Annotated in this window: 6 protein-coding genes and 1 pseudogene; 4 read left to right on the forward strand and 3 right to left on the reverse strand. The window is 72.9% G+C overall.

Going from position 1 to position 12,437, the window contains the following annotated elements; translation table 11 throughout:
* The first annotated feature begins 312 nt into the window (after positions 1 to 312).
* Positions 313 to 1,998, forward strand: a complete 1,686-nt coding sequence (locus tag AB0L29_RS30390; protein ID WP_365831627.1) for a hypothetical protein — start codon at positions 313 to 315, stop codon at positions 1,996 to 1,998.
* Between the two features lie 542 nt (positions 1,999 to 2,540).
* Here the strand turns inward: AB0L29_RS30390 and AB0L29_RS30395 are convergent.
* Positions 2,541 to 3,506: a glycoside hydrolase family 6 protein gene (locus AB0L29_RS30395; RefSeq protein WP_365831629.1), complete on the reverse strand. Its 966-nt coding sequence runs from the start codon at positions 3,504 to 3,506 to the stop codon at positions 2,541 to 2,543.
* An 847-nt stretch (positions 3,507 to 4,353) separates the two neighbouring features.
* Between AB0L29_RS30395 and AB0L29_RS30400 the strand changes: the two genes are divergently transcribed.
* A complete protein-coding gene (locus AB0L29_RS30400; protein WP_365831690.1) occupies positions 4,354 to 5,976 on the forward strand; it encodes a ricin-type beta-trefoil lectin domain protein in 1,623 nt (540 codons plus the stop codon).
* A gap of 246 nt (positions 5,977 to 6,222) precedes the next feature.
* Here the strand turns inward: AB0L29_RS30400 and AB0L29_RS30405 are convergent, their stop codons facing one another.
* Positions 6,223 to 9,012: an AAA family ATPase gene (locus AB0L29_RS30405; protein ID WP_365831631.1), complete on the reverse strand. Its 2,790-nt coding sequence runs from the start codon at positions 9,010 to 9,012 to the stop codon at positions 6,223 to 6,225.
* Positions 9,013 to 9,191: 179 nt separating this feature from the next.
* Here AB0L29_RS30405 and AB0L29_RS30410 point away from each other — a divergent pair, with 179 nt between their 5' ends.
* Together AB0L29_RS30410 and AB0L29_RS30415 are read left to right on the forward strand one after the other, a co-directional pair.
* On the forward strand, positions 9,192 to 10,106 hold the full coding sequence (locus AB0L29_RS30410; protein ID WP_365831633.1) for an MBL fold metallo-hydrolase: 915 nt from the start codon (positions 9,192 to 9,194) through the stop codon (positions 10,104 to 10,106).
* Between the two features lie 22 nt (positions 10,107 to 10,128).
* Positions 10,129 to 11,613 (forward strand): annotated as a pseudogene (locus AB0L29_RS30415) (carboxylesterase family protein); the annotation flags it as partial.
* 181 nt (positions 11,614 to 11,794) lie between these two features.
* On the opposite strand, the gene AB0L29_RS30420 reads toward AB0L29_RS30415, so the two are convergent.
* Positions 11,795 to 12,253 (reverse strand): XdhC family protein, encoded by a 459-nt coding sequence (locus AB0L29_RS30420; protein ID WP_365831635.1) that lies wholly within the window; start codon positions 12,251 to 12,253, stop codon positions 11,795 to 11,797.
* Between the last annotated feature and the right edge of the window lie 184 nt (positions 12,254 to 12,437).

The following is a 12,437-nucleotide window of genomic DNA, read 5'->3' on the forward strand; positions in this document are numbered from 1 at the left end:
GCGCGTCGATGTCGTCGAAGTCGGCGGCCTCGGGCCCGGTGACCAGCTTGTCCATGTAGAACACGGCCGACGGGTCGAACATGGAGCCGCGGCTCTTGCCACCCCACTCCTCCAGGGCCGCCGGATGCGGCCGCGCGTACGCCGCGCGGCCGCATCCGGCTGTGTCCACGTTCTTCCACCCGGACGCGCGACGGCGCCGGACCTTTGGACGAGGAGAGAGCCGAGTGCTCGAAGTGGTGGGTCCGCGCCGTCGGCCCTCCTAGGCTGGTGGACCGTCACCAGGTGCACGCCCCCGTCAGGACGGAAAGAACCATGCGCGGCCTCACCGACCTCACCGAGGAGAACCTCAAGGCGCTGGCCGGTCCCCGTTCCTACGAGCGCGGACTCGGCTACCTGGACGCGGTGTCCGGGATCGAGGTCGATGACGGCCGGGTGACCGCGAGCGTCCACGGGACGGAACGCTACGAGGTGGAACTGGCCTTCGGCGGGCCCGGCGGCCTGTCCGGCGAGTGCGACTGCCCGTACGGCATGGAGGGCAACTTCTGCAAGCACCTGGTCGCCCTCGGCCTGACGGTGCTCGCCCGGCGGGAGAGCCTGCCGGGGCGGCGGAAGGCGGCCCAGGACCGCGCACACCAGCTCGACGAATGGCTGTCCGCCCTCTCCCGGGACGAACTGCTCGCCCTGCTGCGGGAACAGATCGGCGAGGACCGGCGGCTGCGGCGCCGCCTGGAACTGCGGGCCGCGAGCACCCGTGGGGATCTCGCCGAGGTCCGGGCGCGTATCCGTGAACTGCTCGACACCGGCCCGTTCGCGCGGTACGGGTACGTCGAGTACGCCGATGCCCGCGCCTACGCCGACCAGGCCGCGCAGGCGGTGTCCGCGATCCGCGCGCTCACCGCCTCCGGCCGGGCCGCGGACGCGGTCGTCCTCGCGCGGGAGGCGATGAAGCTGCTGGCCCGGGCGGCGCAGAGCGTCGACGACTCCGACGGCCGGCTGGGGCACGTGGACGCCGGCCTCGCCGACGCCCACCTCGACGCCTGCCGTGCGGCACGCCCCGACCCCGGGGAGCTCGCGCACTGGCTGGCCGGCCATGTGCTCGGCGAGCCGGACGACGGCCTCACCGACATCGATCCGCTCGACTACCAGGACGTCCTCGGCGAAGAGGGGATGGCCGTCCTGCGGAAGCTGGCGGTCGGGGCGTGGCGGGGCAACCGCCGCGGCTGGGCCGAGAAGCACCTGCTGGAGCGTCTGGCCAAGGCGGGAGACGACGTCGACACGGTGATCGCCGTACACGCGGCCGACCTCGCACCGAACGGCCACACGCACCTGGTCGTCGCCCGGGAGCTGGATGCCGCCCGGCGCCCCGAGGAGGCTCTGCGCTGGGCGGAACGCGGCATCCGGGAGGCCCGGGAACTCTCCGCCGTCGACACCGCCCTCGTCGACTACCTGTGCGACCGCTACGCGCGGGCGGGCCGGCTCGCCGACGCCGTCGCCCTGCGCCGGGACCACTTCGGCTCCCGGCGGACCCTGCTCGCGTACCGGCAGCTGCGGGCCGCCGCCCGGGCCGCGGACTGCTGGCCGGCCGAGCGCGAGGGCGCCCTGACCCTGCTGCGCGCCGACGCGGGGCGACGGCAACCGGGCCGGCACGACGGCCCCGTCCTGGTCGACGCCCTGCTCGACGACAAGGACGCCGACGCCGCCTGGCGGGCCGCCACCGACACCGGCGCCGACGACCGGCAGTGGCTCGCCCTCGCCGACCAGCGGCGGGCCGCCCGCCCCGCCGACGCCCTCGGCGTCTACCTGCGTCTGATCGAACCACTGACCGAGCAGACCGGCAACGCGGCCTACGAGCAGCTCGTCAGCCTGCTGCTGAGCATCCGGGACTGCCACGCCCGCCTGGGGACAGCGGAGGAGTTCACCGCCTACACGACCGCCCTGCGCACGGCCCAGAGGCGGAAACGGAACCTGATGCGCCTGATGGACGAACACGGCCTGTGAGCCGGACGGTGCCACGACGGCCCCGCCCCCTCCTCGCGCCCCCGGCGGAGTGCGTTTCCCGCCCGCCCTCACCGGCCGCGTGCACCACGCCGGCCCGGAGGCCCGCTGGAGCGCCGTCCGGGATCCTCCTGCCGCACGTCACCCCGGCCGATGCTCCCGGCACAGGGGCTGCGGTGCCCTCGCCGGGCTGCCTGGCCGCGCCTGCTCCGACCGCGACCCGGGTACGCGCCCGAAACGGCTCGTCGCCACCGCCGCTCCCTCCCTGACAGGTGTCGCGCCCGCCGGCGTCGGGTCCACCGGCGGCCGCGTGGTTCACCGGCGACGGTTCGGTCAGCAGGTGGAGTCGGTCTGGGTGAGCAGGTAGTGGTTGCTGCCTGCGTGCGGGTCCACTGCTGGACGGCCGCGCCGTTGCCGGTGTCCGCGCCGGACACGTCGACCGCCTGTGCCGAAGGCCGTGAGCGGTGGACCCGCACGGGGCAGGGCGGACGGTGCCTGTGGCCCGGTCGCGGGGCAGGGATGGGCCGGGCCACAGGAGTCCGGCGTCAGTAGCCGTAGATCATCTTGTAGGCGACCTCGGGGAGGAACTGGCCGGCCGAGGAGCCCGCACCGACGCCGCAGTTGCCGTCGGACTCGCCCGGGACCTTGATCCACAGCAGCATCTCGGCGCCCCCGCCCAGCCGGGTGGGAGTGCCTATGCGGCGGCCCGAGGGGTTGCACCACTGGCCGTTGGAGCCGTTGCCGTTGCGGCTGGTGTCCACGACGAACGGCTTGGTGTAGCCGTAGCGGGCGCTCAGTTCACTGTTGACGGCGTTGCCGTAGGCGGTGTTCTCGGCGGTGGTGAAGTAGTTGGAGACGTTGAGGGAGAAGCCGTGGGCCTGCCGGAGGCCGGCTTCGTGGAGGCGCCGGGCCAGGGTCGCCGCATTGGCCCAGCCCGGGTTGCCGGCGTCGAGGTAGACCCAGGTGTTGGGGGCCCGACGGCCGAACTCGGCGAGGGCGCCGGTGAGCATCGCCTCGCGTTCGTCGATCTGGGCCTGGGTCATGCAGCCGTAGTCGCCGAGGGAGTCCGGTTCGAGGACGACGACGGCCGGACGGTCGCCGATCCCGCCGGCGAACTGCCCGATCCAGCTCGCGTAGGCGGACGGCGAGGCGGCTCCGCCCGCGGAGTGCCCGCCGCAGTAGTCACGGTTGTAGATGTTGTAGGCGACGAGGACGGGCAGCTTGTCCCTGGAGTCCGCCGCCCCCACGTACGCGCCTGTGGCGGTGCCGATGGCGCCGCTCCAGGAGCCGAACCAGCGGGCCGTCGGGGTATTGGCGATGGAGGCGTCGACCGCCGGTGCCCGGCCGTCGCCGGGATTGGCGGCGACCCACCTCCTCGCGCTCGAGTCGGGGTCCACGTAGAACCCGTTGGTCATGGTGGTCGGGTCGGCCGCGTGTGCGGACGGTGCCACGGCGAGCGCCAGCGGCAGAGCGACGAGCGAGGACAGCAGGGTGCGGAGTGTGCGGCGCATGAATCCACCTCGGTTTCCTGGCAGGGGTGCGTCGTGCGCTCTCGTCCCGGGCGCGCGACGCGCTGAAGAAGTGCGGTGTGCCTCCTGGGAGCGCTCCTACGGGAAGCGCTCGCCCATCGCGGGGGGCCACGAAGCGGGCGTCACCGGCCGGTTCGGCTCCCCGGGTGGTACGGCGCCGTCGGCCGTCGGCCCGCAGATCGGGAGGGGCGGGCCCTCGGCGCGGAGCCGGGGGCCCGCAGCAGGTCGGCAGGTCGGGTCGGTCCGGGTGAGGAGGCCGAGCCGCCACGGGAGGAGGTCGTAGTCGCCGCTCGCGCTGGGGTTCACGCCCTGGTACAGCGATGTCCGCGAAGTCCTGCCGGATCACCGGGTCCGTGTACTGCGCGGCTGCTGCGCGGGAGGGCCCGGCCGCAGGAAGGGCGGCGCCGGCTGCCACGCCGGTGGCGGCCGCCGGCGCGGAGCGACGGGCCAAATGTTGATGAGTCCATGACATATCCATGCGGGGCGTGACTCCTTGCGGCTCGGCCGTCGTGGTTGGTGCTCTCGGAGGTGCCCCGAACGTTCGGAGTGTCGAACGCGGATCGAACTGTCGGGCAACCTGGATGATAGAGGGCGGGTGGGCCTCGTCAATACTCCTCGCATGATTCGCGAGTTGCGGCGAAAGCGTCGGAGCTGGAGTCCGAGGCGACGCGGGTGCCGGACTGGTTCGGTGAGCGCTGTTGACATGTTCGGCCGCCTCTCTGATGATCCGTGAGGTCCAAGTTTCCGAATGTCATTCGAAATTTCGGACCCGCTTCCCTCCGGTCTCCGGGAAAAGGAGCCCCTGGTGCCCAGACGATCAGGCGGACGGATGCTCCGCCTCCTCGCGGCCGCCGCGCTGACGATCACCGCGTCCGTGACGGCCTCCTCCCACTCCACCGCCTCGGCCGCGCCGGACAGCCCGGCACCCACCCCACCGCTGGGGTGGAACAGCTGGAACAGCTTCGGGTGCGGGATCACCGAGGCCCAGGTTCGCCAGGCCGCCGACGCGATGGTGTCCTCGGGCATGCGGGACGCCGGCTACCGGTACGTGGTGGTCGACGACTGCTGGTTCGATCCGCAGCGCGACGCGTCGGGCAACCTGCGGGCCCATCCGGCCAAGTTCCCGAGCGGGATGAAGGCGCTCGGGGACTACATCCACGGCAAAGGGCTGAAGTTCGGCATCTACCAGGCACCGGGCGAGCGCACCTGCGCGCAGGCCGTGGGGAGTTACCCGGGAGCCACGGGCAGCAAGGGCCACGAGGCCCAGGACGCCGCCACGTTCGCCTCGTGGGGCGTCGACTACCTCAAGTACGACTGGTGCTCCCCCAGCGGTACCCGTGACGAGCAGGTCGCGCGGTTCACGCTCATGCGCGACGCCCTGCGTTCCACCGGCCGGCCGATCGTCTACAGCATCAACCCCAACAGCCTGCACGCGGTCACCGGCGCCACGTACGACTGGGGCGGGATCGCCGACCTGTGGCGGACGACCGAGGACCTGCTCGACATCTGGCAGAACGGCAACACCAACAGCTATCCGATGGGCGTCGGCAACGTCCTCGACATCACCGCGCCGCTGGCGGCGCAGGCGGGCCCCGGGCACTGGAACGACCCCGACATGCTCGTCGTCGGCCGTCCCGGCCTGTCACTGACCGAGTCCCGCTCCCACTTCGCCCTGTGGGCGCTGCTGGGTGCCCCGCTCATGGCCGGCAACGACATCCGCACCATGTCCGCCGACGTGAGCGCCATCCTGCGCAACCCCCGCCTGCTGGCGGTGAACCAGGATCCGCTGGGGGCGGGAGGGCGCAGGGTGCGCGACGACGGCGCCACCGAGGTGTTCGCCAAGCCCCTGTCGGACGGTTCGGTCGCGGTGGGGCTGTTCAACCGGGGAGGCGGCACCGCGAACGTCACCACGACGGCCGCGCAAGTCGGCCTGTCCGGCGGACCGTTCACCCTCACAGACCTGTGGACCGGCGGCACGTCGAGCACGTCCGGGCAGATCTCGGCGAGCGTCCCCGCCCACGGCGTGGCCGTGTTCCGGGTGACCGGCGGCAGCCCGCTGGCCGCCACCACCTCGCGGCTGCGCGGCACCGCGTCCGGCCGCTGCCTGGACGTGGACAACGCCTCCACCGCCGCCGGGGCCAGGGTTCTGATCTGGGACTGCCACACGGCCGCCAACCAGTTGTGGACCACCTGGGCGGGCGGCGAGATCCGTGTCTACGGCGACAAGTGCCTGGACGCCTACGACCAGGGCGCCACCAACGGCACCCGGGTCGTCACCTGGCCCTGCAACGGCCAGGCCAACCAGAGATGGACGGTCGGCGCCGACGGGTCGATCCGCAACGTCCACGCCGGGCTGTGCCTCGACGTCAACGGGGCCGAAACCGCCAACGGGACCCCCCTGGTCCTGTGGACGTGCAACGGCCAGGCCAACCAGAAGTGGTCCCGCGCGTGACGGACCGGCCGCACGGACCCGGTCCGTGCCGAGGGGGATCCGCAACCGCACCCGGTACCGCCTTCCCGCGCAGGGCCTGCCTCCAGGGCGCCGCGGCCGCCGTGCGGGGACACGCGGGGGGCATCGGTTCACCAGGGCGAAGGGGCCACCTCGCGGGTTGCCCGCTGCCCCGCCCTTGTGGCCGGTCCCGTCCGGCGGGATGGCGCGGTGTGCGTCAGGTGACTGCTCCCATGGCCGGGTGCGTCCCTATTCCCGGTGGGCCGCCGTCGCGAGGGACCCCTCGACGAGGTCGCGCAGCTGGGAACGGGCGGTGATGCCCAGCTTGGGGAAGCTGCGGTAGAGGTGCGAGCCGACCGTGCGCGGGGAGAGGAAGAGCTTCTCGCCGATCTCCCGGTTGGTCAGCCCGCGGGCAGCGAGCCGGACGATCTGCTGCTGTTGCGGGGAGAGTCCGGCGAGCGCGTCGGGGGCCGCATCCGTGACGTCGAGGCCGGCGGCGCGCGATTCGGCCCGGGCACGCTCGATCCACGGGCGCGCGCTCAGACGACGGAAGATCTCCAGGGCTTCGGTGAGCGGCCCACGCGCCTGTGCGATGCGCCGACGGCGCCGCAGCCACTCGGCGAGGTCGAGCAGGGTCTGTGCGCGTTCGAAGGGCCAGTACTCCAGTACCGGATCCGCCAGAGCCGCCCGGAAGTGCGCTTCGGCGTCCCCGGGGTCCGCCAGAAGGCCACGGGCTCGGCTGATCAGCGCACGCAGACGGGGTGAAGCGTTGTCCGCCAGCGCGGTTGCCGAGCGCTCGACGACCAGGGCGGCCTCCTCGTGGCGGCCGCAGCGCACAGCGGCGGCCGCCAGATCCGCGAGGGCCGGGTAGGAGGCGTGGTAGTGCACGGGTGCGCCGTCCGCCGTGAAGACCGCGCGGAGTCGGCCGTACGCGCTCTCGTAGGCGCCTTCTGCGGCTGCCGCGGCACCGAGCGCACGACGGGCGTAGACGGCGACCGAGCGGCTTTCCAGCGGATCGATCAGGGCGAGCGCCTCCTCGGCCCGGACCCGGGCCGCGGAGACATCGCCCTGGAAGGCCGACAGGGTGGCGTCCACGGTGGCCGCACAGGCCACGGCGTGGTCGAGGCCGGCCGCCCGGCCGACCGCGGTGGCGCGGACGCAGGCCTCACGGGCCTGTTCCCACCGTCCTCGCTCTACATAGGCCCAGGCGACTGCGCCGCCCAGCCCCTCGGGCAGCGCTCCCTGCACCTGCCAGTGGTCGAAGGCCTCGTCGAAGACGCGGACGGCCTGCGCGGTCTCGTCCAGGAGCCACGCCATGATCCCGACGGCGGTGAGCCGCTCCGGCCGGCCTTCCGCCTCGGCAACCAACTGCGGCAGTGAGGAGAGGAGTTGGGCCCGGTTGTCGAAGGGGTCCGACACGGCCCTCACCCAGGTGCGCAAGCCCGTGTGCGAGGCGTTCTCGGGAAGGCGCCGCAGGATGTCCTGGATGCGGTGGCGCTGGGTGTCCTCCCCGGAGTAGAAGCGGACCACGGCGGCGCCGGCCACGAGGTCCAGCCCGGCCGCGGGCCGGGAGACCGCCCACTTCGCGGCCGCGTCGGCCAGCCGGGAGAAGACCACGCTGTGACGCACGGTCAGGACCGCCAGCCGTCCGGCCTGCACGGCGGCGGACGCCAGCAGCGACGGGTCGTCCGTCCGCGCGCGTGCCGCGGCGGTCAGTTCCTCGACCCAGGCGATGTCTCCGGTGAACACGGCCGCCGCGGCGGCTTCGACCAGCAGCCGGGCACTGTCCTCGCGCCGCGGCGCGAGCTCCGCGGCGCGCTGCAGGGCCTGGGCCGCCGCTGCGTGGCCGCCGCGGCGGCGGGCCCGGCCGGCGGTCCGTTCCAGCTCCGCCGACACAGCCGCGTCCGGGTGCGGGCAGGCGGCGGCGAGATGCCAGGCACGCCGGTCCGGTTCGTCCCGCAGCATCCCGGCGAGCGCGAGATGAGCCTCGCGCTGGGCTCCCAAGGACGCGGCGTGATACACGGCGGAGCGGACCAGTGGGTGGCGGAACCGGACATGCCGGCCGGTCCGCCGGACCAGCCCGGCCCGCCCGGCCGGCAGCCAGACCGCGTCCTCGGCGCGCGGCAGCCCCGCCGAGACGGCGATCGCGCAGTCGGCGCTGTCCATGGCGGCCAGGAGCAGCAGAGCCCGCGTGGTGGAGGCGGGGAGACCCTCCAGGCGGGCGGCGAAGATCCTCTCCAGGCGATCGGTGAGCGGAAGCGGACCTGCGGACGGCAGCCCCGCGGCCGTCTTCTGCGCCGCGGCCGTCCTCGTCAGTTCCACCAGCGCCAGCGGGTTGCCGCCCGCCTGGTCGAGGATCCGCGACCTGGTGCGCCCGGTGGGGCTCTTCGGCTGCAGGTCCAGCAGCCGACCGGCCGCAGCGCTGCCGAGCGGTCCCAGGGTGAGCGCCGGCACATGACGGTCGAATCCCGGAAGGTGATCACCGTCACGAACCCCGATCAGCATCGTGACCGGTTCACCTTCCAGCCGTCTGGCGGCGAAGGACAGCGCGTCCAGGGAAGCACGGTCGAGCCACTGCGCGTCGTCCAGCACCACGAGCACCCGATGGCGGTCGCCCAGACCTGACAGCAGGCTCAGGACGGCGACCCCGACCAGCATGAGATCGGGTCCCGACGTGGCCGACCCCGCGCCGAAGGCGTCCCGCATCGCGGCGCGCTGCCTTTCCGGCAGTCCGTCCACCTCGGCCGGCACCGGCCGCAGCAACTGATGCAGCCCGGAGAACGCCAGGCTCGACTCCGACTCGCTTCCCACGGCACGCAGCACCCGGGCACCGCCGGCCTCGGCCCGGCGCGCCGCGCGCTCCAGCAGTGCGCTCTTCCCGGTGCCCACGTCACCGACCAGCATCAGCACCTTGTCGGCCGACACCGAGTCCACCGCACGAGTGAGGCGCGCCCATTCCGCGTCCCGGCCGACGATCGGCTCCCCCGGATCCGGCCCCGGCCCCATGACCGCACCGCGGCCGCCTGTGTGCCCGCCCACGTCAGTCTCCCGGAACCGCGGCTTTCGATCGGAGTCGCCCTGCCCTGGCCGTCCAGGCTACAAGCGGCCCGGCCCTGTGCCCGGGCCGTGCGCACAGGTGCAGTCACGTGACGGATACCGCGCGCGCCGAGGCCGCTCGTACGGTTCCGGAAAATCCTCCGCATCCCCAGGGACGCCCCATGGAAGAGATCACGCTCGGCAATGTCACCGTCACGCGGGTATGGGAGTACTTCGGTTCCGTCGACATGACGCCCGACACCTTCTTCCCCGGAAGTCCGAAGGAAGTGTGGAACGACGGCGCCTCCTGGCTGGCCCCGCATTTCCTCGACCCCGACACCAATATCGTCCATTCCGCGATCCAGACCTGGCTGCTGCGCAGCGGAGGCAGGACCATCCTCGTCGACACCGGCGTGGGCAACCACAAGGACCGCCCGTACGCGCCGGTCTGGAACCGCCTCGAAACAGGCTTCCTGGCCGATCTCGCGCGCGCCGGCGTCGAGCCCGAGGACGTGGACATCGTGATCAACACACATCTCCACGTCGATCACGTCGGCTGGAACACATACCTGGACGGCCGGCAGTGGGTACCCACTTTCCCCAACGCCACCTATCTGATGCCGAAGGACGACTTCGACTTCTGGAATCCCGAGAACGACCACAAGCCACTGCTCGGCCGCGGCAACCAGAACGTCTTCGAGGACAGCGTGGCCCCGGTGCACCGGGCCGGCCAGACGCTGCTGTGGGAGAACAGCCACCGCATCGACGCCGACCTCCGCCTCGACCCGGCTCCCGGACACACCCCCGGCTCCTCCGTACTGACCCTCACCTCCGGGACGGACCGCGCGGTGTTCGTCGGCGACATGCTGCACAGCCCCGTGCAGATCCTCGAGCCCGACCTCAACAGCTGCTTCTGCGAGGACCCCGCGGGCGCCCGCGCCACCCGCCGCAAGGTGCTGGGCTGGGCGGCCGACAACAACGCACTCGTGATCCCCGCGCACCTGGGCGGCCACGGCGCCGCCGAAGTGGCACGCGAGGGAGGCAAGTTCGCCATCAAGGGCTGGGCTCCCTTCGCCCCGTACCGCGAGCAGGCCTGAGTCCTGCGGAAAGGCACGAGACATGAGCCAGCACCCCGACCCCGTCGTGACCACGGCGCAGGGAGCCGTCCGCGGCCTGCTCCAGGGCGACACGGCCGTTTTCCTCAACATCCCCTACGCCGCCCCGCCCCGCGGCGGCGGCCGGTTCGCGCCGCCCCGGCCGCACGAGCCGTGGGACGGCGTACGGGACGCCACCGTGCCGGGACCCAACGCGCCGCAGTCCGGGCGCGAGCTCGGCAGCGTCGACATGTCCCCCTACTTCGGCACCGGTTGGAGCCGCGGCGAGGACTACCTCACCGTCAACGTCTGGACGCCCGCCGGCGCGGACGGCGACCTGCCGGTCATGGTGTTCGTCCACGGCGGCGGATTCGTCGCCGGATCGACGCGGTCCGTGCTGTACGACGGCTCCGCCTTCGCCCGCGACGGCGTCGTCCTCGTCACCCTCAACTACCGGCTCGGCATCGCCGGGTTCCTCGACATCCCCGGCGCGCCCGCCAACCGCGGCCTGCTCGACGTCGTCGCCGCGCTGCGCTGGGTGCGGGAGAACGCCGCGGCCTTCGGCGGTGACCCGCACAACGTCACCCTCTTCGGCCAGTCGGCCGGGGCGACCATCGTCGGCGGCGTCCTCGCCGCCCCGGAAGCCGCCGGCCTCTTCCGCCGGGCGATCGTCCAGAGCGGCAGCGGCCTGGGGGCGTTCACCACCGAGCAGGCCGCCCGCGTCACCCGGGCGGCGGCCGAGGCCCTGGGCATCGAGCCTCATGCCGACGCCTTCGCGGAGATCTCCGACGAGCGCCTGGTCGAGGCCGCCTCCGGGCTCGCGGGCATCGACCTGCGGACCGGGTCGCACCACGATCCGCTGCTCGGACTCAGCCCCTTCAGCCTGGTCCTCGACACGCAGCCCGCTGCATCCGTGGCCGCGGGATCGAGCGTCGGCGTCGACCTGCTCATCGGGACCAACACCGAGGAGGGAAACCTCTACCTGGTCCCGGTGGGCAAGTACGCCACCTCGACCGCCGGTGACGTCGACGACGCGGCGGCGCGTTCGCACCCGGAACCGGCGCGACTCGTCGAGACGTACCGCAGGACACGCCCCAAGGCGTCCTTCGGCGAGCTGCGCTCCGCCATCATGGGCGACGCGCTGTTCGGCGCAGGCAGCTGGGCCTTGGCCGACGCGCATGCCGCCCACCCCGAATCCGTCACCTACGCCTACGAGTTCGCCTGGCGCTCGCACGCCTTGGACGGAGAGCTCGGCGCCGCCCACGCGGTCGAGCTGCCGTTCGTCTTCGATGTCGCCCACCTTCCGCAGGTGCACGGCCCCACCGCCCTGCTCGGCCCTGACGAGCCCCCCGCGGATCTCGCCGCCCGTGTGCACGGGACGTGGGTCCGGTTCGCCGGGACCGGCAGCCCCGGCTGGGACCCGTACGACGACGAGCGCCGGGCCACCATGCGCATCGACGCCGAGTGGACCCAGGCCGACGACCCGCGCGGCCGGGAACGGCAGGCCTGGCGCCGACCCTCCGGCCGGCCACCGTTCCCAAGACACACCATGACCAGGACCGTCATCACCACCGGGAACGCGCCCGCCCTCGCGGCCCCGCTGTCCCAAGGCATCAGCAAGGGCCCCGTCCTGCAGGTCTCCGGGCAGCTCCCGCTCGGTCCGAACACGGGCGGGGCCGTCGGGAGCACGGTCACCGACCCGCCGGAGCACTCCCGCCACGAGCCCGTAGCGGACACGATGCGAAGCACCGCGCGTATCCGATGCGCACGATGGCGTCGTTCGTGCGCATCCAGTACGCGCACCAGCTATGTCGTGCACTGAGCCTGCGCCGACTCGAAGTCGCGGATGCCGTGGGTGCGGCCAGGTCGAGCGCCATGGCTAGGCGCGGCCGGGCGGCGGGGGCGTTGCGCCGGACGAAGGCGTCGAGTTCGCCGCCGCAGGTCAAACCGATCGTGAGGGCACCGTCGTCGGAGTACCCGAACCGGGCCCGCTGGGTGCTGCCTCGATCGTGCAGGACCTGGCGGCACACGTCGTGGACGGCTGCTTCGACGCAGCCGCCGGAGATGCTGCCGACGACGTGGCCGGCTTCGTCGACGGCGAGGGAGGCGCCGACGGGCAGGGGTGCGCTGCCGATGCCGCCGATGTCCAAGATCCAGGGTCAAGGCCCGTCCTCCACCTCACCGCCGCCGACCTCGGTCAGCGACTTGCTCTGGATCCCTCGACTTACCTGATGACTCATCGGATAAGTCGGCATCCCGTCAGCATCGGACCGGGACGGCCTTCCGTACATCCTCCTGGCCGACGGCTTCGCGACAGCTTGATTCGCGCAGATT

Origin of the sequence: Streptomyces sp. NPDC052701 (assembly GCF_040678355.1) — a bacterium.
Classification (GTDB): domain Bacteria; phylum Actinomycetota; class Actinomycetes; order Streptomycetales; family Streptomycetaceae; genus Streptomyces.

Coding starts and splice junctions, on each gene's coding strand:
- AB0L29_RS30390 (WP_365831627.1), top strand. CDS start 313: ATGCGCGGCCTCACCGACCTCACCGAGGAGAACCTCAAGGCGCTGGCC.
- AB0L29_RS30410 (WP_365831633.1), top strand. CDS start 9,192: ATGGAAGAGATCACGCTCGGCAATGTCACCGTCACGCGGGTATGGGAG.
- AB0L29_RS30395 (WP_365831629.1), bottom strand. CDS start 3,506: ATGCGCCGCACACTCCGCACCCTGCTGTCCTCGCTCGTCGCTCTGCCG.
- AB0L29_RS30400 (WP_365831690.1), top strand. CDS start 4,354: ATGCTCCGCCTCCTCGCGGCCGCCGCGCTGACGATCACCGCGTCCGTG.